Genomic DNA, 19,424 nt, shown 5'->3' on the forward strand with positions numbered 1-19,424 from the left:
GCCGGCATGCGGCGCAGCAGGGCGCGTCCGCCGCGCAGCTGCGCTCTACGGCGCCTACGTATGGCGCAGCGCCGGCGCCACGATCCATCGAAATCTTCATGGCGTTATCCGAGGCTGTTCCAGTACGACGCGAACACGTGTGCGGACAGCGCGTAACCGATCGCGATATTGACCACCACACCCGCCGTGAACGCGAGGAACGGCTTCAGACCGGTCGCGGCAAGCGAGCGCAAGCGCGTCGTCAGACCGATGCTCAGGAAGCAGAAGGTGAACGCCCACGTGCGCAGCACCGTGATCGGCGCGACGAACTCCGGCGTGACGACCTTACGGTAATCGGCGAGTGAATAATGGCTCGCGATCCACGTGACCAACGCCGACGCGATCACGAAGCCGATCACGAACTTGGGGAAACGCGCCCAGATCTCACCGGCATTCGCGCGCGCGGCGACGCCGCTGTCCTGCGCTTCCCAGCGCGTCGTCGCGACGATTGCGAGCACGAACGCCCAGATGCCGATCCAGATGTCGCGGCCTACCACCTTCATCAGCGTGAAGGCCTGCAACGACGCTTCCGGCGCGCCGGCGATCGCGCCGCCTGCGTGGCGCGCGAAATCGCCGTAGGCCTGGGCAGCGGCGATGCCCGCGGCGTCGGCGAATTCGGAGGTGCCGATCCAGGCGCCGGCGACGGCCGTCGGCAGTCCGAGCGAGCGCGACGCGAACGGCAGCACGAAGATCATCACGATCGCCCACAGCACGACCAGCGTGATCGCGACCGACGCCTGCTCGCGTTTCGCCCGTACCGCGCCGGCAATCGCGATCGCTGCCGACACGCCGCACACCGCGCCGCCGACACCGAGCACGGCGGCAAAGCGTCGATCGAGTCCGAATGCTCGCGCAACGAGAAAGATCACGAAGAACGTCACCAATGACACGATGCTCGCCTGGACGACCGCGACCGGACCGGCCCACACGAGCAGCGTGAACGGCAGCGTCGCGCCGAGCAGCACGATACCGACCTTGATGTAAAACTCGACGCGCAGCCCGGCCGCGAGCCACTCCGGCAGCGTGAACAGGTTCGACACGAGCAGCCCGAGCGCGAGCGCGACGAGCGGCGGCTCGAGGTTGTACCTGGACGCGTCGACCCATGCGCCGAGCGTCAGAATCAGCGCGGAAGCGACGAACACCACGACGAACGCGGCGAGAAACGCGCCGACGCGCTGCCGGAGCAGGGCGACGCTCGCGCCGAACAGCACCGCGAATGTCGCGAATAGCGCGAAGTAGTTGGGTAGATGCTTGCCGATGTCCTGCGCGGCCTGCGCGACGCTCGACCATTTGGCCGGCGCGACCGCGAGCCACTTGATGCTGCTGCCCGACGCGAACAGCGCCCACGCGATCACGATCACGAGCAGGCCGACACCCGCGGCGAGCCAGTCTTCGGTCAGCGAAAAGCCGCTGCCTCGTGCGGTTTGCGCGTCTTGTGTACCTTGCCGCTGCCCCGGCGAGGCGCCCTCCGGCACGGTGTGATGGGTGTCGCTCATTGCAGATGCCCCGCGAAAGTTGACTGGCATCGGCGCGAAGTTATTGTCGTTTAGCCCCAAAATGCGCCGATTTGGCGACTATAGGCGAGCGGGATCGCAAAGCGAAACGATCATTCGCTCTATGGATATGACTCAAAGAAGTATGGCGGGCGTCATCTGGCCCGTGGCGTCAGATGTCGAGCGGATCGACTTCGAGGTTCCAGCGCAGCACGCCCTTGAGCGCGCGCAACAGTGGCTGCCACGCGCGCAGCGTAGCCTGCAGCGCCGCGCGCGATGCGCTTTCGATCAGCAGCTGCGCGCGATGCACGTGCATCACCTTGACGATCGTGAGCGGCACTGCGTCGTAGACGGTGACGCGCCCGGCGGCAGGAATCCGCGCAAGTTCGGCGGCGGCCTGCTGCAGAAACGCGAGCGCCGCTTCGAGCGTGCGGCCTTCGGCGCGCAACAGCGCCTGGTAGACGAACGGCGGCAGGTGCGCGTCGCGTCGCTCGGCGAGCGTCGCATTGGCGAAGCCGACGTAGTCATGACGGCACAGCGCGTGATACAGCGCGTGACGCGGATAGCGCGTCTGCACCAGCACTTCGCCCGGCAGACCGGCGCGGCCCGCGCGGCCGCTCACCTGCATCAGCTGCGCGAACAAGCGCTCGCTCGCGCGGAAATCATGCGAAAACAGCGCGGTATCGGCGTTCAGCACGCCAACCAGTGACACGCGCTGGAAATCGTGTCCCTTCGCGATCATCTGCGTGCCGACCAGAATATCGACCTCACCCGCGTGCACGTCCGAGAACAACGCCTGCGCGCTGCCCTTGCGGCGCGTGCTGTCGGCGTCGATACGCAGCACACGGGCGCCCGGCACCGCGCTCGCAAGCGTTTCCTCGACGCGCTGCGTGCCGCGCCCGAGCGGTGCGATATCGACGTTGCCGCACTCCGGGCACGAACGCGGGATACGAGACTCCCAGCCGCAGTGATGGCAGCGCAGCGCGCGCTCGGGCTTGTGCAGCACGACGTAGGCGCTGCAGCGCGGACAACCGGCCACCCAGCCGCACGCGTCGCAGGCGAGTTGCGGCGCGTAGCCACGGCGGTTGAGGAACACGAGGCTCTGCTCGCCGCGTTCGAGCCGCGCCTTTATCGCGGCGATCAACGGGCCCGACAAACCTTCGATCGATGCCCGCCCGCGCCGGCGCTCGTCTTCGAGATCGATGAGACGCACGCTCGGCAGTGCGGCCTCGGCGACGGCGCGGCGCGACAGCGTGAGCCGCTCGTAGCGGCCCTGATCTGCCTGCCACCAGCTCTCGAGCGACGGCGTCGCCGAGCCAAGCACGACCGGCACGCCGAGTTGCTTCGCCCGATAGATCGCGAGATCGCGCGCCGAATAGCGCAAGCCTTCCTGCTGCTTGTAGGCCGGATCGTGCTCCTCGTCGACGACGATGATCGCCAGCCGCGGCAGCGACGCGAGCACCGCGAGCCGCGTGCCGAGCACGATGCGCGCGCGGCCGGTGTGCGCGGCGAACCAGTTGCGGGCGCGCTCGCCTTCGGCGAGGCCGCTATGCAGCGTGACGATCGCGCTGGCGTCGAGCGCGGCGAAGCGGGCGCGGAACGCCGCCTCGAACTGCGGCGTCAGGTTGATTTCCGGTACCAGCACGAGCGCTTGCGCATCGGGCTTGCCGGCCAGAATCGCGGCGAGCGCGCGCAGATACACCTCGGTCTTGCCGCTGCCCGTCACCCCGTGCAGCAGGAACGGCGCGAAGCCGTGGGCGTCGCGGATCGCTTCGACGGCACTCGCCTGTTCGTCGGTGAGGGTTGGCAGGGCAGGCGCGGGCATGTTCGGCAGCGACGCGGCGGCGGGCACCGTGGCGGCGTCGATCACATCGAGCGTGACCCAGCCTGCCGTCTGCCATGTGTCGAGTGTCGCCAGCGCCTTCGGATGCAGCGCGCGGGCGTGGGCAGCGAGGAGGAAGTCGGCTCGAGCGAGCGCTTGCGCGAGCGCTCGGAGCGCGGTCGCGCGGGCCGGCAAGGCGTCAGGCAATACCGTGCGGCCCTCGGCCGTCAACCGATAGCGCTCTTCCGGCGCGAACAGCCGCGACCAGCGCGACGCGTCGCGCAGCGCCTGCGGCAGCCCCGGCAGCGCCACTTCGCCGAGACCGCGCTGATAGTAGTCCGCGGCGAATGCGGCGAGCGCGAGCCAATGTGTCGACACCGGCGGACACGCCGTGCAGACCTGATCCACATCACGCAGGCGCTCGGCCGGCACGTCGCTGTGAGCGGTCACTTCGCAAACGAGCCCCACCACGTGCCGCTTGCCAAACGGAACGCTGACGAGCGTGCCTACGACAGCCGCCCCGGAGATGTCGCAGCGGTAGTCGAACAGGGTCGGCAGCGGATGGTCGAGCGCGACGCGGACGAACATTTCGTTCACTCGGCGTGGCGCTGAGGATGAGCCGGCAAGAGGCGAACTCGCGGCGCGGGGTGGGTCGCACGGAACGCGAAGCCGTAGAAGTTAAAGTAAAACCTTAATTTCACCGCTAAGTTTTGGATTCGACTGAACAATTGCGCTCGGCTCGCGGCCCTGTGGATAACTTTGTTGAGAACTTCGCTTCGACGGGCCGCAAACGGCGCCGCGACGGCCTTGTGTGGGATTCCGCACATTTCATCACGCGCCCCGCAAACCCTTGCCCGGCAAGGCTCAGATCAAATGCGCCGAGTATGTGCAAGGGTCGGGGCACGATTAAAGTCTCTACCGCGCCGCAGCGTGCGAAGTGTGCATAAGTCAGCTCTTGACTTTCGTAAGACCACCATCTGGCGGCGTATTCGCGGAGCGGCGGTCCTTAGGGCGAGAGCCCAATTCGCTGCGATGCAACAAGAAACGGTAATGATTACACACTCACGCGGGCGTATGTGCGCCACTACGAATAGCGCGGCTGTGACGATGCACTTCGTCGACCAGTTCAGCAACATGCTCTGGCGGCGTGAACTGTGAAATGCCGTGACCCAGATTGAAAACGTGGCCGGGATGGTTGCCGAAACTGTCGAGCACCGCGCGCGCTTCCATGCGGATCGCGGCAGGCGGCGCAAACAGCACCGACGGATCGATGTTGCCCTGAAGCGCCACTTTTCCACCGACACGTTCGCGCGCCTTGCCGAGGTTCACGGTCCAGTCGAGGCCCACCGCGTCGACGCCGCTCGCGGCGATGTCGTCGAGCCACAAGCCGCCCCCCTTCGTGAACGCGATTACGGGCACTTTTTCGCCGTCGTGTTCGCGCTTCAGCTGGCTGACCACCTGCTCGATGTAGCGCAGCGAAAAGCGCTGATAGATGCCATCGGCGAGCGCTCCGCCCCATGTGTCGAAAATCATCACCGCTTGCGCGCCGGCTTCCATCTGCGCGTTCAGATATGCCGCGACCGAGCGCGCGTTGACCTCGAGAATCCGCTGCAGCAGATCGGGACGCGCGTACAGCATCGATTTGACGGTGCGAAAGTCCGCCGAGCCGCTGCCTTCCACCATGTAGCACGCGAGCGTCCACGGGCTGCCTGAGAAGCCGATCAGAGGCACGCGCTGGCGGCCTTGCGCGTCCTTCAGCGCCGAGCGGATTTCACGCACGGCGTCGGTCACGTAGCGCAGTGTCGCGTCGATGTCGGGCACCGCCAGGCGCGCGACGTCGTCTTCGGTGCGCACCGGACGGGCAAATCTCGGCCCTTCGCCGTTGACGAACTCGAGACCGAGGCCCATCGCGTCGGGCACGGTCAGGATGTCGGAGAACAGGATCGCGGCGTCGAGCGGATAGCGATCGAGGGGCTGCAAGGTGACTTCCGTCGCGAAAGCCGGGTTCTTCGCGAGACCGAGGAAACTGCCCGCGCGGCCGCGCGTGGCGTTGTATTCCGGCAGATAGCGGCCTGCCTGCCGCATCAGCCAGATCGGCGTGTAGTCGGTGGGCTGGCGCAGCAGCGCGCGCAGAAAAGTGTCGTTCAGGAGTTGATGGGCCACGTTGCGTGCGACTGAAGAGCTGAGGGCAAAGGAGCATTTTACCGGAGGCGGCTCCGGACATCGTGCGTCGCGGGGTAATGAATGTGGCGACGGCGCGTCGTGGGAAGCGGGCGGGAAGCAGCTCGGACGCACCTCGATCAGCGACCGCCCGCCACTGCCCGCACGGGTCAGGGTCGATGTCTTCCGCTGCCTGGGTCGCCTTGGCTGAACGGCCGATGTTCAAGCCCGCGCTGCCAAGCTACTATCCAACAGCTTTACCGATGAACTGCACACTACACACCGCCAGGAGACTCGATGAAGAAGGCAGCACTCGCAATGCTCGGCGCGCTCGCCGGCGTCCTGATGCACGTCGGCGTGGCCAGCGCGCAAAACGCCGCGCCCGCGCCGTCCAGGCTCGACGACATCATCAGCCGCGGCACGCTGCGCGCTTGCACTACCGGCGACTACAAGCCGTATTCGTTCTACAGGGGCGATGGCCAGTTCGAGGGCATCGATATCGACATGGCTGAATCGCTCGCAAAGTCGCTCGGCGTGAAGGTCGAGTTCGTCAAGACGTCGTGGTCGAACCTGATGAACGACTTCGTCGCAAAGTGCGACATCGGCATTGGCGGTGTGTCGCCGACGCTCGAGCGCCAGAAGCATGCGTTCTTCACACAGGCTTACATGATCGACGGCAAAACGCCGATCGTCCGTTGCGACGACGTCAACAAATACCAGACGGTTGCGCAGATCGATCAACCGTCCACACGAGTGATCGTCAATCCGGGGGGCACCAACGAGAAGTTCGCGAAGCAATACTTCACGCACGCAAACGTGACCGTTTATCCGGACAACGTGACGATCTTCAAGCAGATCCTCGCGGGCAAGGCGGACGTGATGGTGACGGATGCGTCGGAAACGCTGCTGCAGCAGAAACTCAATCCCGGCCTCTGCTCGGTGCATCCGGACAAGCCGTTCCAGTACGGCGAGAAGGCATGGTTGCTACCGCGCGGGGATGTCGCGTTCCAGCAATACGTCGATCAGTGGCTGCATCTCGCTCGAGCGACCGGCGAGTATCAGGCTATCTCGGACAAGTGGTTGAAGTAAGCCGACCGTGTCCGTTGGAGGGCGGCCTGCGCGCGCCTGGAGATTTGGGGGCCGGCGATGATGTAACGAAGGGCGACGTCGTCGGGTCGTATAACTGTCCGGGTCAGGTCCAAGGTGCAGCGATGCGCCCCTTTCCAATACGCTGCACAAGCGGATTCGCTTTGCTGCATTGCATCACAGGTTTTTCCTCGAATTGCGATGTATTTCGGGGCAGGGTCACAGCGCTGGTTCCGCAGGAAATTCGTCGTTCGAACGCTGCAGACGCAACCATTTCACGCTGATGAGTGGCCCAATTTCTGCTGCACCAGGCGTCATAAATGGCATCAATCATGCGTATCAAATTGCGGCGTAGTCATCGGTAATAACTACGTTTTAAAGGTTTCATTTTGGCAATAAATCCCGCAGCGCCTTATCTGGCGGGCGTTACAACCTGAAACACTTTGTTACCGCGTTCATAGGGTAATTCGCCCACAATGCCCTCAACGGTTTCAACACGGATGTGGCTGTGTGCGTGGTGTGAGCGGATACGATGCACTTGCCGGTCGGCGCTTGCCGAAGCTCTGTAAAGGGGCATCCCTGCTGGGGCCGTCATCGACGCAGGGGCGTCGTGATAACCGTCCCATCTTTGGTCTCCTCGCGCTAACCCCGTAGCGTGTGGTTTTTAGCGGGCTCCAGGCCCGCTTTTTTTTCGCCTGCTCAAACGTTTGCGCGCGACGAATCCTCGCCGCGCAACTCCTGTTCTACCGTACCTATTTGGCATATTTGGCTGCGCAGCGTGCTGCGGCGGCGTCATGCCGTCTTATCCTCTCTGAGTTTCAACTCGCCGATCATCCGTTCGCGCATCACGAATTTTTGCACCTTGCCGGTCACGGTCATCGGCAGTTCATCGACGAAGCGGATATATCGCGGCACCTTGTAGTGCGCAATCTGTCCCTGGCAGAACTGCTGGATTTCTTCTGCCGTCGCCTGTTCGCCGGTCCGCAGCACGATCCACGCGCATACTTCTTCGCCATACCTGGTATCGGGCACGCCGAACACCTGCACGCTCTGGATCTTCGGGTGACGGAACAGAAACTCCTCGATCTCGCGCGGATAGATGTTTTCGCCGCCGCGAATCAGCATGTCCTTCAGCCGGCCAACGATGTTGCAATAGCCTTCGGCGTCGAGCGTCGCCAGGTCGCCCGTGTGCATCCAGCCGTCGACGATACTCTCGTGCGTCTTCGCGTCGTCCCCCCAGTAACCGAGCATCACCGAGTAGCCGCGCGTGCATAGCTCGCCCGTTTCGCCGACCGGCACGATATTGCCGAGCGGATCGACGATTTTCACTTCGAGATGCGGCTGGATGCGCCCGACTGTCGTCGTTCGCTTGTCGAGCGGATCGGTCGTCGAGCTCTGGAACGAGACTGGGCTGGTTTCCGTCATGCCGTAGGCGATCGTGATCTCGCTCAGGTGCATCTTCGAGACGACCTTCTTCATCGTCTCGATCGGGCACGGCGAGCCCGCCATGATGCCGGTGCGCAGCCGCGAGAAGTCGTACGAGGCGAAGCTCGGATGGTCGAGTTCTGCGATGAACATCGTCGGGACGCCGTGCAGCGCGGTGCATTTTTCCTCCGCCGTCGCGGTGAGTGTCGCGGCCGGATCGAAGCCCTCGCCCGGAAACACCATGTTCGCCCCGACCGACACGCACGCGAGCACCGCCAGCACCATCCCGAAGCAGTGGTACAGCGGCACTGGAATGCACAGGCCGTCCTGCTCGCTGAGCCGCATCGCCATCGCGATATAGCGCGCGTTGTTCACGACGTTGCGATGCGTCAGCGTCGCGCCCTTCGGATTGCCCGTCGTGCCGCTCGTGAACTGGATGTTGATCGGCTCCCGGCACGACAGCGTCGCGCCGATCGCATCGAGCCGAGTGGCGTCGAACGACGCACGGCCACGCTCGATCGCGTCGGAAAAGCTCAGCATGCCTGGGGTCTCCGTGTCGCACATGCGGATCACGTAGCGCAGTTCCGGCAGCCGCGCGGCATGCAGTTCGCCCGGCGGCTGCGTCGCCAATTCGGGCGCGAGTTCCTGCAGCATCTCGAGGTACATCGACGTCTTGAAGCGCTCGGCGGTGACGATCGCCTTGCAACCGGCCTTGTTCAGCGCGTATTCGAGCTCCGCGAGCCGGTAGGCAGGATTGATGTTGACGAGGATCGCGCCGATACGCGCGGTCGCGAACTGCGTCAGCAGCCACTCGACGCGGTTCGGCGACCAGATGCCGACGCGATCGCCCTTCGCGATGCCGAGTGCAAGCAGCCCGGACGCAAGCACATCCACTTCCTGCGCGAATTCGCTCCACGTCCAGCGGATGCGCTGCTCCCGAAACACCACGGCCGGCCGGTCGGGAAAGCGCGCCGCGGTGTCGCGCAGAAGCTCGCCGACGGTCGCTTCGCTCAACGGATTTTCAGTCGCCCCGCGCACATACGACAGTCCATCCGCGGGTTCGATGAGCGCACCTTCTCCCGAGCTATGCGTTGCCATGGTGTTGTCTCCGTGAGCGCAAGCGCGCTCGATTGAAATGAATTTGAAATCGATTGTGCACCGGCGCGTATCCGGCCGGCATCAAGTCTTACCCGCACCGCGTCGCATCGACCGCGACGAGCGGCGACCGTCCGTTTCTCCAACCTCGTGGATTTTGCCGACCTTTACGTAAACGTCAATTAGCTATCAAAAAAAAGCAGCCGCGCAGGCTGCTTTCTTCCACTACGTGCTGCTTTAGTGCTGGCCGCGCAGCTTGCGCAAACGCTGGATTGCCGCGAGCTGCGCCGTCGCGTACGCGAGTTCCGCCTGTGCGGTCGCGTACTCGAGGTTCGAGCCCGTGTTCTGCAGCGCCTCTTCCGCACGCTTGCGTGCGTCTTCGGCCTTGGCTTCGTCGAGATCCTTGCCGCGGATCGCGGTGTCGGCGAGAACCGTCACTGCACCCGGTTGGACCTCGAGGATGCCGCCGGCGACGAACACAAACTCTTCTTCGCCGTTTTCAACTTCGATGCGCACCGCACCCGGACGGATCCGCGTGATGAGCGGCGTGTGGCCCGGCAGAATGCCGAGTTCACCCGCTTCGCCTGGCAGCGCGACGAACTTCGCCTGGCCCGAAAAGATTTGCTCTTCCGCGCTGACGACGTCTACTTTAATGGTTGCCATATGTGTCGACTCCTGTCGACGAGAGTTAGCGCTTGAGTGCTGACTCCCGTCCCATGCAAGGCGGGTTGAGCGTAATCAGAGACGCTGGCTTTGCGCAACACTACCGTTTTGGCAGCCGTGATGCGCGAGGTCGGCGCCCGCTTCGTTACACCCGACCTTTACTGGATCTTCTTGGCTTTTTCGAAGGCTTCGTCGATCGTGCCGACCATGTAGAACGCTTGCTCCGGCAGGTGGTCGCACTCGCCTTCGACGATCATCTTGAAGCCACGGATCGTTTCCTTCAGCGGCACGTACTTGCCCGGCGAACCCGTGAACACTTCAGCGACGTGGAACGGCTGCGACAGGAAACGCTGAATCTTACGAGCGCGCGCGACGGCGAGCTTGTCTTCCGGCGCGAGTTCGTCCATGCCCAGAATCGCGATAATGTCGCGCAGCTCCTTATAGCGCTGCAGCGTTTGCTGCACGCCGCGCGTGATCGAATAGTGCTCTTCGCCGATCACGTGCGGGTCGATCTGACGCGAGGTCGAATCGAGCGGGTCCACCGCGGGGTAGATACCGAGCGAAGCGATGTCACGCGACAGCACGACGGTTGCGTCGAGGTGGCCGAAGGTCGTAGCCGGCGACGGGTCGGTCAAGTCGTCTGCAGGGACGTACACGGCCTGCACCGACGTGATCGAGCCAGTCTTGGTCGACGTAATACGCTCTTGCAACTTACCCATTTCTTCAGCCAGCGTCGGCTGATAGCCCACTGCCGACGGCATACGGCCGAGCAGTGCCGACACTTCGGTACCGGCCAGCGTGAAACGGTAGATGTTGTCGACGAAGAACAGCACGTCGAGGCCTTCGTCACGGAAGTGCTCGGCCATCGTCAGGCCGGTCAGCGCGACGCGCAGACGGTTGCCCGGCGGCTCGTTCATCTGGCCGTACACCAGCGCGACCTTGTCGAGAACGTTCGAGTCCTTCATTTCATGATAGAAGTCGTTCCCTTCGCGGGTACGCTCGCCCACACCGGCGAACACGGAGTAACCGCCGTGTTCCTTCGCGATGTTGTTGATCAGTTCCATCATGTTCACGGTCTTGCCCACGCCGGCGCCACCGAACAGACCCACCTTACCGCCCTTCGCGAACGGGCAGATCAGGTCGATAACCTTGATGCCGGTTTCGAGCAGCTCGGTCGACGGCGACAGTTGGTCGAACGCCGGAGCCTTCTGGTGGATCGCACGCGTGGTTTCGCTCGAGATCGGGCCGGCTTCGTCGATTGGACGGCCAAGCACGTCCATGATACGGCCGAGGGTCGGCTTGCCGACCGGCACGCTGATCGGGTTGCCCGTGTTCTTCACGATCGTGCCGCGGCGCAGACCATCCGAAGCACCCAGACAGATGGTACGGACCACGCCGTCGCCCAGCTGCTGCTGGACTTCGAGCGTCAGTTCCGAACCTTCCAGAATGAGCGCGTCGTAGATCTTCGGCATGGTTTCACGCGGAAATTCCACGTCGATCACCGCGCCGATGCACTGTACGATCTTGCCTTCTACCAAAGCAGTAGTACTCATCGCTTTTCCTTTAGATACTCAATTCTTCACTCGCGCAAAGGCGCAGTTTCTCCGATGGGCGCGCCGCTCGGGCGCACACGCAACGACCTGCCTGACGGGGGTCAGACGGCCGCCGCTCCACCGACGATTTCCGACAGTTCTTTCGTGATCGCGGCCTGACGGCTCTTGTTGTAGACGAGCTGCAGATCGTTGATGACCGTCTTCGCGTTGTCCGAAGCGGCTTTCATCGCGACCATGCGGGCCGACTGCTCCGATGCCATGTTTTCCGCGACGGCCTGATAGACCAGCGCTTCGACATAACGCACCAGCAGTTCGTCCACCACTGCCTGCGCATCCGGCTCGTAGATGTAGTCCCACTGCGTGCTCGGCGTCGTACCGTCTTCTTCCGTGCGCTCGAACTGGTCCGCCGACAATGGCAGCAGTTGCTCGATCACCGGCTCCTGCTTCATCGTGTTGACGAAGCGTGTGTACGCGAGGTACACCGCCGAAATCTTCCCTTCCGAGTACAGGTCGAGCTGCACCTTCACAGCGCCGATCAGTTTTTCCAGATGCGGCGTATCGCCCAGTTGCACGACGTTCGAGACGACTTTCGCCTGCAGTCGGTTCAGGAAACCCAGACCCCTGCTGCCGATCGCGGTTGCCTCGATCGTCTTGCCTTGGCCTTCCAGTTCCTTGAACTTCTGCACCGACGCACGCAGCACGTTGGTGTTCATCCCCCCGCACAGACCTTTATCAGTCGTGACGAGGATGATGCCGGCCGCCTTCGCGCCTTCGTTCGACACCATGAACGGGTGACGATACTCCGGGTTCGCACGGCTCATGTGCGCGGCGATATCGCGGACCTTGTCGGCATACGGGCGAGCAGCGCGCATGCGCTCCTGAGCGCGGCGCATCTTCGATGCGGCCACCATCTCCATCGCTTTCGTGATCTTGCGCGTGTTTTGCACGCTCTTGATCTTGCCGCGAATTTCCTTCATTCCAGCCATTGCTTGCTCCTTTGTCGGCCCGAGTTAGCGCTTTAGCGCTTACTCGGGTCCCATGCAATGCGGCCGAAGTAGCGCGGGAGCATTCGCATGCGGCCCGCGCCGCTTCAAGGTCCGTTTATGCCTTGCGGATCACTCGCGGATCAGTAAGCGCCGGACTTCTTGAAGTCTTTGACGGCCGTGTGCAGCAGGCCTTCGTCGTCCTTCGAGAGTTCCTTGGTGTCTTCGATACGCTTGACCAGGTCAGCATGGCTCGACTTCAGGTGGTCGCGCAAGCCCTTTTCGAACGGCAGGACTTGAGCAACTTCGAGGTCGTCGAGATAGCCGTTGTTCGCCGCGAACAGCGACACAGCCAGTTCCCACACCTGCAGCGGCTGATACTGCGGCTGCTTCAGCAGTTCCGTCACGCGGCGGCCGCGCTCGAGCTGCTTGCGGGTCGCTTCGTCGAGGTCCGATGCGAACTGCGCGAACGCGGCGAGTTCGCGGTACTGCGCGAGGTCGGTACGGATACCGCCCGACAGCTTCTTCACGACCTTCGTCTGAGCCGCGCCACCCACACGCGACACCGACACGCCAGCGTTAATCGCCGGGCGGATACCTGCGTTGAAAAGGTCGGTTTCAAGAAAGATCTGGCCGTCGGTAATCGAGATCACGTTCGTCGGAACGAATGCGGTCACGTCGCCTGCCTGCGTTTCGATGACCGGCAGTGCCGTCAGCGAACCGCTCTTGCCCTTCACTTCGCCGTTGGTGAACTTCTCGACGTACTCTTCCGACACGCGAGCAGCACGCTCAAGCAGACGCGAGTGCAGATAGAACACGTCACCCGGATAAGCTTCACGGCCCGGCGGGCGGCGCAGCAGCAGCGAGATCTGACGGTATGCCCAAGCCTGCTTGGTCAAGTCGTCATAAACGATCAGCGCGTCCTGGCCGCGATCGCGGAAGTATTCGCCCATCGTGCAGCCGGCGTACGGTGCGAGGTACTGCATCGCAGCCGATTCCGAAGCCGAAGCGGACACGACGATCGTGTATTCCAGCGCGCCGGTTTCTTCCAGCTTGCGCACCACGTTCATGATCGACGAAGCCTTCTGGCCGATCGCGACGTAGATACAGAAGAGGTTCTTGCCCTTCTGGTTGATGATCGCGTCGACTGCGACTGCGGTCTTGCCGCACTGGCGGTCGCCGATGATCAGCTCACGCTGGCCACGGCCGATCGGCACCATCGCGTCGATCGACTTCAGACCGGTCTGGACCGGTTCCGAAACCGACTTACGCCAGATCACGCCCGGAGCAATCTTTTCGATTGCATCGGTCTTCTTCGCGTTGATCGGGCCTTTGCCGTCGATCGGGTTGCCGAGTGTGTCGACCACGCGGCCGAGCAGTTCCGGACCCACCGGCACTTCCAGAATGCGGCCCGTCGTCTTGACGATGTCGCCTTCCGAAATGTGTTCGTATTCACCCAGAATCACGGCGCCGACCGAGTCGCGCTCGAGGTTCAGCGCGAGACCGAAGGTGTTGCCCGGAAATTCGAGCATTTCGCCCTGCATCACTTCCGACAGGCCGTGGATACGCACGATACCGTCGGTCACGGAGATCACGGTGCCCTGGTTGCGAACGTCTGCGCTCGCGTCAAGGCCCTGGATCCGGCTCTTGATCAGCTCGCTGATCTCAGAGGGATTGAGTTGCATTATTCGCTCCTGATAGTCAATTCTGTTGCGTGCCAGCCGCTAAAACGCGAAGCGCTTCAGGCCGTCAGGGCCGTTTGCATGCTGGCGAGCCGCGCGCGGACCGAGGTATCGAGCACTTCGTCGCCGACCGTCACGCGTACGCCGCCGATCAGCGAGTGATCGACTTCGACTGTCGGCTTCAGCTTACGCTTGAACTTGCGTTCGAGGCTTGCGACGAGTTCGTTCAACTGCGCACCTTCGAGCGGGAATGCGCTGACGATCAGCACATCTGCTGCCCCTTCGCGGGCGTTCTTCAACTCTTCGAACTGCGAGGCGATTTCCGGCAGCAGCTGCAGGCGATGGTTGTCCACCAGCATCTGCACCAGATTCTTCGCTTGCGCGTCGTCCTTGAGCGGCGACTTGACCGCGGCCAGCAGGAGATCGCTTACCTGGGCACGGCTCACTTTCGGGCTCGAGGCGATCGACAGCACTTCGGGCAGACGCGCAACCTGTGCCAGCTCCTGCACGAGCGTGGACCAGGCGGCGATGTCACCAGCTTCGGCCACGCCAAACAGCGCTTCCGCGTACGGACGGGCGATGGTTGCAAGTTCGGCCATGATCAGAGCTCGGCTTTCAGTTGATTCAGCAGGTCAGCATGAGCCGCCTGGTCGACTTCGCGCTGCAGGATCTGTTCAGCGCCCTTCACAGCGAGTGCAGCAACTTCGCCACGCAGCGCTTCGCGCGCCTTCACGACTTGCTGATCCGCGTCGGCCTTCGCCTGCGCGATGATGCGGGCGGCTTCCGCCTGCGCCTGAGCCTTGATTTCGTCGGCGACTGCGACAGCGCGCTTTTCAGCGTCGGCAATGCGTTGCTGGCCGTCGTTGCGAGCCTGAGCCAGTTCCTGGTCGACGCGCTTGTGAGCGGCTTCGAGTTCCTGCTTGCCCTTTTCCGCGGCGGACAGACCGTCGGCGATCTTCCTCGCGCGCTCGTCGATGGCGTTGATCAGCGGCGGCCACACGAATTTCATCGTGAACCACGCGAGGATCAGGAACACGACCATTTGCGCAAACAGGGTTGCGTTGAGATTCACGGTGTTTCCTTAAACGTTGCTAGTTCGGAAAGTGAAACGGCAAGGCGCTCATCGATTCTGCTCGATCAGCGCCCCAGTACCCGTTCCGCCCTGCGCCTTTACCTGTTATAGCTCAGGCGCAAACCTCCGAGGAACCTCAGCCTGCCAGCTTCGAGAGCAGCGGGTTCGCGAACGCAAACAGCATTGCCACACCAACGCCAATCAGGAACGCCGCATCGATCAGACCAGCCAGCAGGAACATCTTGGTTTGCAGCGGGTTCATCAGTTCCGGTTGACGGGCGCATGCTTCGATGTACTTGCCGCCCATCAGACCGATACCGATACAGGCGCCGATAGCACCCAGGCCGATGATGATGCCGATACCGATGGCGGTCAGACCCTGGATGTTGGCGATGAAAGCTTGCATGATCACTCCTTTGTGAAAAGTCTTTTAGAACTGGTTGGAACTGGGATTTAAAAAACTACGATTCTTTTACCGACGGCGCAGGTTAGTGCGTGTCGTGTGCCTGGCCGATGTACACCAGCGTCAGCATCATGAAAATGAACGCCTGCAGCAGAACGATCAGGATGTGGAAGATTGACCACACTGTGCCGGCGACCACGTGGCCGATGAAGCCAAGCACCGTCGTGTCCGCGCCGAAGCTCCAGAGGCTGCCGAGCAGGGCAATCAGCAGGAACAACAGTTCGCCCGCGTACATGTTGCCGAACAACCGCATGCCGAGCGAGACCGTCTTCGCGACGAACTCGATGATGTTCAGTGCGAGGTTCGGGATCCACAGCAGCGGATGCGCGCCGAACGGAGCGGACAGCAGTTCATGCACGAAGCCGCCAGCGCCCTTGATCTTGAAGTTGTAGTAAATCATCAGCACGAACACGCCGAGCGCGATACCGATCGTGCCGTTCAGGTCGGCGGTCGGCACGATGCGGTGGTGCGGGATGGCTTCGGACAGACCCAGCCAGCCGATCACACGGCCCGGCAGGTCGACGGGTATGAAGTCGAGTGAGTTCATTAGCGCGACCCAGACGAACACGGTCAGCGCGAGCGGCGCGATGAAGGTGCGCGAGCCGTGGATCATGGCCTTCGATTGATCCTCGACCATTTCGACAAGCATTTCGATCGCGCATTGGAAGCGACCCGGCACGCCGGCCGTTGCCTTGCGGGCTGCCAGATGCAGCACGAAGATCGTGACGAGGCCGCACACGATCGACCAGAAAAGGGTGTCGAGATTCCACACATGGATGTCGAAAATCGACGTCTGGTGTGCGGTGGAAAAGTTCTGCAAGTGGTGCGCGATGTACTCGGACGGATCCATTGCGCGCGTGCCTTCGCTAGCTGCCATATCGTTAAAGCCACCCAAATTGTCGAAAATCGTTCGAGGCCGCTCCCGCCGGAACACTGTGTTGCGGGAACGCGCCGGGTGCGGGCCCTGTCTCACCCGCACACCCGTGCCGGCGCTGCGCGCCGGCCTTAAATTCTTTTTGCTGCTGTTTTTTGTGCTGCTACCTTAGCGCCACGCCAAGGCGATCCAGTAAGTCTTCAGCGCGATGAGGTAGGTCACGAGCAGCGGAATCCAGCGTACGTCGTGATACCAGAAGGCGATTGCGACAAACATCGCAATCGTTGTCCCCATCTTGAGTGCTTCGCCGATCATCCAGCTCATCACGGTCTCGGCGCTGCCCTGCTTTTTCAGTCGTGCCGCGAACAACGCGCCCGGCACCCAGCAGATCGCCCCCCCGAGGAACGCGGACAGCGCAGCAGCGCCCGGCGGCTTGTAGAACAGCCACCACAACAGCGTTGCTACCAGGGACAAAACCATTTGCGCTGCGACGACCCTGAACGGCGTTACGCGCGATGGACGACCCACGCCGGGACCAAACAGCTTTTCCGCCTCGGCCCGCGTGAGCGGAACGATATTGTTGTCTTCCTGCGCGTCATCCCACGCTTCGGCCGGATCGAACTGCCGACTGGAGGACATCTCGGGTGCGGAGCGTTCAGCGCGGTGTCTGTCGTCACCATTCTCCGGCGACAGATTCGACGTTTTGACCGCCATCGCAATGTTCCGAAAGTCTCGTTCAGCCCGCGAGTTTACGCAGCGCTTACGGGGTTGCCGTGCAATTAAATCCGGGCGATTGTAAGCGATAGTTGCAGGCAATTCAAGACTTTAGGCCAGCCTATAACCGCGTGAAACTTCCCTTCACGATGCGGTAAAAACGTACGCTAACGACGCGAAACACGTCAAATGTAAGGCGGGCGGGGGACGGCAAAACCCGTGCGGGTGGTCGCGTGGATCGAAGCTCGTTGGCAGTGCGTTCCGACGCAGCGGCAGACGTCTCGAAAATGCAACAAATGCGTCTTTTTTAAGGGCTGAACGGGATAGCTCTTCTAATGAGCTGAATCAGCCTCACCGCAAATTTCGATGATGATCGGGTCGCTTTTGATAGCGGCTCGTCAGGATGATTATCGCCTGAATGTGGAGCGTCTGAAGCTAGGATTCCTGATTATTCGTGCATCGGTTGTTTTGGAATCCGCATAGTCGCTCGCACCGAGGTAGACCAACTCGCGGCAGTGCTCATGCACAGGCCGCCAGCCGTTCACCACTCTTGCCTGCTGAGCGCCAATCTGTGCTCAGACGTTCGCGTTCCCTCGCAAACGAACCAGAATGCCTTCCAGCGCGTCGAGATCGCCGAAGTCCACCAGCACCTGGCCGCGACCGCGTCGGCCGAGCTTGATTTTCACCGTAGCGGACAGCAGGTCCGACAGTTCCTCTTCCAGGCGTCGCGTGTCACGGCCGCCGTCCGGATTCGCGCGGGCCTTGGCCGCCGGCGTCACCTTCGTGGTCATCGCAACCAGCTTTTCCGTCTCGCGCACAGACAGGCGCTTGTTGACGACCTGGTTGGCCAGCGTGATCTGCGTCGCGGCATCGACGGCGAGCAGCGCGCGAGCGTGGCCCATGTCGAGATCGCCGGCGAGCAACATCGTCTGTACCGGTGTCGCAAGGTTCAGCAGACGCAGCAGGTTCGACACCGCGCTGCGCGAGCGGCCCACCGACTCTGCCGCCTGCTCATGTGTGAAATTGAATTCGTCGAGCAGGCGCTGGATACCCTGGGCCTCTTCGAGGGGATTCAGATCCTCGCGCTGGATGTTTTCGATCAGCGCCATCGCCGCGGCGGCCTGGTCGGGCACGTCCTTCACAAGCACCGGCACCTCGTCGAGGCCCGCAAGCCGCGCCGCGCGAAAACGCCGCTCCCCCGCGATGATCTCATAGCGGTCCGCCGCGATCGGACGCACGAGAATCGGCTGCATCAGCCCTTGCGCGCGGATGCTCGCCGCAAGCTCCTGCAGCGCGCCTTCGTCCATGCGCGTGCGCGGCTGGTATTTGCCCGCCTGCATCTTGCCGAGCGGCAATACGTTCGGCGCGCCGTCGATCACCGCTGCCTCGGTGATATCGGCGGTGCCGCCGAGCAATGCCTCCAAACCGCGGCCCAGTCCCTTCTTTCTTGCTACTGCGTTCATCGTGCTTCCTCGATCCGCTTAGGATGCCTGGGGCGCGTCATTCAGCGCGCGCACCCGCTCAATCATTTCGACGCCGAACTGCACGTACGCCTGCGCGCCTCGCGACGCCCTGTCGAACACCACACCGGGCAGCCCATAGCTGGGCGCCTCGGCCAATCGCACGTTGCGTGGAATCACCGCGTCGAAGACCTTGTCGCCGAAGTGCTCTTTCAATTGATCCGAGACTTGCTGTTGCAACGTAATGCGCGGATCGAACATGACGCGCAGCAGACCGATCACCTTGAGGTCGCGATTCAGATTCGCATGGACCTGCTTGATCGTGTTGACGAGGTCGGACAGCCCTTCGAGCGCGAAGTATTCGCACTGCATCGGAATGACGACGCCGTGCGCGGCGCATAGTCCGTTGAGCGTCAGCAGTGACAAAGCCGGCGGGCAATCGATCAGCACGAAATCGTACTCGCCCTCGACCCCGGCGAGCGCCGCCTTCAGTTGACGCTCGCGATTCTGCATGCTGACGAGTTCGACCTCGGCGCCCGCGAGCTCACGGTTCGCGGGAAGCACGTCGTATCCGACCGCCTCGGGCCGTACGCGGGCATCGGCCACCGACACGTTGTCCACGAGCACCTCGTAGACCGTGTTCGTACATTCGGCCTTGTCGATACCGCTGCCCATCGTGGCGTTGCCTTGCGGGTCAAGATCGATGAGAAGGACTCGCTGTCCCTGCGCTGCCAGGCTCGCGGCCAGATTGACTGTGGTGGTCGTCTTGCCGACGCCGCCCTTCTGGTTCGCAACGCAGAAGATTTTTGCCATCGTTGGTGTGTCCCTTTTGCTGCTTGG

The 19,424-nt window shown here is 62.6% G+C and carries 16 protein-coding genes; 1 reads left to right on the forward strand and 15 read right to left on the reverse strand.

Features of this window, described 5'->3' with window-relative positions; translation table 11 throughout:
• Positions 1-104 precede the first annotated feature (104 nt).
• The 3 genes from OKW40_RS16145 to hemE all read right to left on the reverse strand — a co-directional run bounded on the left by OKW40_RS16145 (position 105) and on the right by hemE (position 5,517).
• Positions 105-1,535, reverse strand: a complete 1,431-nt coding sequence (locus OKW40_RS16145) for a YeiH family protein (protein WP_429490490.1) — start codon at positions 1,533-1,535, stop codon at positions 105-107.
• A 169-nt stretch (positions 1,536-1,704) separates the two neighbouring features.
• The gene (locus OKW40_RS16150) at positions 1,705-3,942 is read right to left on the reverse strand and encodes a primosomal protein N' (RefSeq protein WP_429490491.1); all 2,238 of its coding nucleotides are present in this window, start codon (positions 3,940-3,942) and stop codon (positions 1,705-1,707) included.
• A 474-nt stretch (positions 3,943-4,416) separates the two neighbouring features.
• Complete coding sequence (gene hemE / locus OKW40_RS16155) at positions 4,417-5,517, reverse strand: uroporphyrinogen decarboxylase (protein ID WP_429490493.1); 1,101 nt, start codon at positions 5,515-5,517, stop codon at positions 4,417-4,419.
• A 294-nt stretch (positions 5,518-5,811) separates the two neighbouring features.
• On the opposite strand from hemE, the gene OKW40_RS16160 reads away from it, so the two are divergent.
• Complete coding sequence (locus OKW40_RS16160) at positions 5,812-6,603, forward strand: transporter substrate-binding domain-containing protein (protein WP_184051712.1); 792 nt, start codon at positions 5,812-5,814, stop codon at positions 6,601-6,603.
• A 789-nt stretch (positions 6,604-7,392) separates the two neighbouring features.
• On the opposite strand, the gene OKW40_RS16165 is transcribed toward OKW40_RS16160, so the two are convergent.
• From OKW40_RS16165 to OKW40_RS16220, 12 genes are all read right to left on the reverse strand, one after another.
• Positions 7,393-9,123 carry an AMP-binding protein gene (locus OKW40_RS16165; RefSeq protein ID WP_429490495.1) on the reverse strand — a complete coding sequence of 577 codons (1,731 nt, stop codon included), beginning with the start codon at positions 9,121-9,123 and terminating at the stop codon, positions 7,393-7,395.
• 234 nt (positions 9,124-9,357) lie between these two features.
• Positions 9,358-9,783 carry a F0F1 ATP synthase subunit epsilon gene (locus OKW40_RS16170; protein WP_090802403.1) on the reverse strand — a complete coding sequence of 142 codons (426 nt, stop codon included), beginning with the start codon at positions 9,781-9,783 and terminating at the stop codon, positions 9,358-9,360.
• 158 nt (positions 9,784-9,941) lie between these two features.
• Positions 9,942-11,336: a F0F1 ATP synthase subunit beta gene (atpD, locus tag OKW40_RS16175; RefSeq protein ID WP_090802401.1), complete on the reverse strand. Its 1,395-nt coding sequence runs from the start codon at positions 11,334-11,336 to the stop codon at positions 9,942-9,944.
• 101 nt (positions 11,337-11,437) lie between these two features.
• Complete coding sequence (gene atpG / locus OKW40_RS16180; RefSeq protein WP_429490497.1) at positions 11,438-12,322, reverse strand: F0F1 ATP synthase subunit gamma; 885 nt, start codon at positions 12,320-12,322, stop codon at positions 11,438-11,440.
• 140 nt (positions 12,323-12,462) lie between these two features.
• Positions 12,463-14,004, reverse strand: coding sequence for a F0F1 ATP synthase subunit alpha (gene atpA / locus OKW40_RS16185; protein WP_090802398.1), 1,542 nt, complete (start codon positions 14,002-14,004; stop codon positions 12,463-12,465).
• Between the two features lie 56 nt (positions 14,005-14,060).
• Entirely contained in the window at positions 14,061-14,600 is a 540-nt protein-coding gene (locus tag OKW40_RS16190) for a F0F1 ATP synthase subunit delta (protein WP_184051706.1), read from the reverse strand.
• Positions 14,601-14,602: 2 nt separating this feature from the next.
• Complete coding sequence (locus OKW40_RS16195; RefSeq protein ID WP_090802394.1) at positions 14,603-15,073, reverse strand: F0F1 ATP synthase subunit B; 471 nt, start codon at positions 15,071-15,073, stop codon at positions 14,603-14,605.
• A gap of 136 nt (positions 15,074-15,209) precedes the next feature.
• The gene (gene atpE, locus OKW40_RS16200; protein WP_007180033.1) at positions 15,210-15,479 is read right to left on the reverse strand and encodes a F0F1 ATP synthase subunit C; all 270 of its coding nucleotides are present in this window, start codon (positions 15,477-15,479) and stop codon (positions 15,210-15,212) included.
• A gap of 82 nt (positions 15,480-15,561) precedes the next feature.
• Positions 15,562-16,413: a F0F1 ATP synthase subunit A gene (gene atpB, locus OKW40_RS16205; protein ID WP_026225522.1), complete on the reverse strand. Its 852-nt coding sequence runs from the start codon at positions 16,411-16,413 to the stop codon at positions 15,562-15,564.
• A 165-nt stretch (positions 16,414-16,578) separates the two neighbouring features.
• Positions 16,579-17,124: an ATP synthase subunit I gene (locus OKW40_RS16210; RefSeq protein WP_429490499.1), complete on the reverse strand. Its 546-nt coding sequence runs from the start codon at positions 17,122-17,124 to the stop codon at positions 16,579-16,581.
• Between the two features lie 575 nt (positions 17,125-17,699).
• The gene (locus tag OKW40_RS16215; RefSeq protein WP_090802389.1) at positions 17,700-18,587 is read right to left on the reverse strand and encodes a ParB/RepB/Spo0J family partition protein; all 888 of its coding nucleotides are present in this window, start codon (positions 18,585-18,587) and stop codon (positions 17,700-17,702) included.
• Between the two features lie 18 nt (positions 18,588-18,605).
• The gene (locus OKW40_RS16220; RefSeq protein WP_090802387.1) at positions 18,606-19,397 is read right to left on the reverse strand and encodes a ParA family protein; all 792 of its coding nucleotides are present in this window, start codon (positions 19,395-19,397) and stop codon (positions 18,606-18,608) included.
• Between the last annotated feature and the right edge of the window lie 27 nt (positions 19,398-19,424).

Origin of the sequence: Paraburkholderia sp. RAU6.4a, from assembly GCF_050435625.1 — a bacterium.
Taxonomy (GTDB): Bacteria; Pseudomonadota; Gammaproteobacteria; order Burkholderiales; family Burkholderiaceae; genus Paraburkholderia; species Paraburkholderia tuberum.

Excerpts from the sequence above, each read along its gene's own strand:
- OKW40_RS16145 (WP_429490490.1), bottom strand. The coding sequence starts at position 1,535 with ATGAGCGACACCCATCACACCGTGCCGGAGGGCGCCTCGCCGGGGCAG.
- OKW40_RS16150 (WP_429490491.1), bottom strand. The coding sequence starts at position 3,942 with ATGTTCGTCCGCGTCGCGCTCGACCATCCGCTGCCGACCCTGTTCGAC.
- OKW40_RS16160 (WP_184051712.1), top strand. The coding sequence starts at position 5,812 with ATGAAGAAGGCAGCACTCGCAATGCTCGGCGCGCTCGCCGGCGTCCTG.
- OKW40_RS16165 (WP_429490495.1), bottom strand. The coding sequence starts at position 9,123 with ATGGCAACGCATAGCTCGGGAGAAGGTGCGCTCATCGAACCCGCGGAT.
- OKW40_RS16170 (WP_090802403.1), bottom strand. The coding sequence starts at position 9,783 with ATGGCAACCATTAAAGTAGACGTCGTCAGCGCGGAAGAGCAAATCTTT.
- atpD (WP_090802401.1), bottom strand. The coding sequence starts at position 11,336 with ATGAGTACTACTGCTTTGGTAGAAGGCAAGATCGTACAGTGCATCGGC.
- atpG (WP_429490497.1), bottom strand. The coding sequence starts at position 12,322 with ATGGCTGGAATGAAGGAAATTCGCGGCAAGATCAAGAGCGTGCAAAAC.
- atpA (WP_090802398.1), bottom strand. The coding sequence starts at position 14,004 with ATGCAACTCAATCCCTCTGAGATCAGCGAGCTGATCAAGAGCCGGATC.
- OKW40_RS16190 (WP_184051706.1), bottom strand. The coding sequence starts at position 14,600 with ATGGCCGAACTTGCAACCATCGCCCGTCCGTACGCGGAAGCGCTGTTT.
- atpE (WP_007180033.1), bottom strand. The coding sequence starts at position 15,479 with ATGCAAGCTTTCATCGCCAACATCCAGGGTCTGACCGCCATCGGTATC.
- atpB (WP_026225522.1), bottom strand. The coding sequence starts at position 16,413 with ATGGCAGCTAGCGAAGGCACGCGCGCAATGGATCCGTCCGAGTACATC.
- OKW40_RS16210 (WP_429490499.1), bottom strand. The coding sequence starts at position 17,124 with ATGGCGGTCAAAACGTCGAATCTGTCGCCGGAGAATGGTGACGACAGA.
- OKW40_RS16215 (WP_090802389.1), bottom strand. The coding sequence starts at position 18,587 with ATGAACGCAGTAGCAAGAAAGAAGGGACTGGGCCGCGGTTTGGAGGCA.
- OKW40_RS16220 (WP_090802387.1), bottom strand. The coding sequence starts at position 19,397 with ATGGCAAAAATCTTCTGCGTTGCGAACCAGAAGGGCGGCGTCGGCAAG.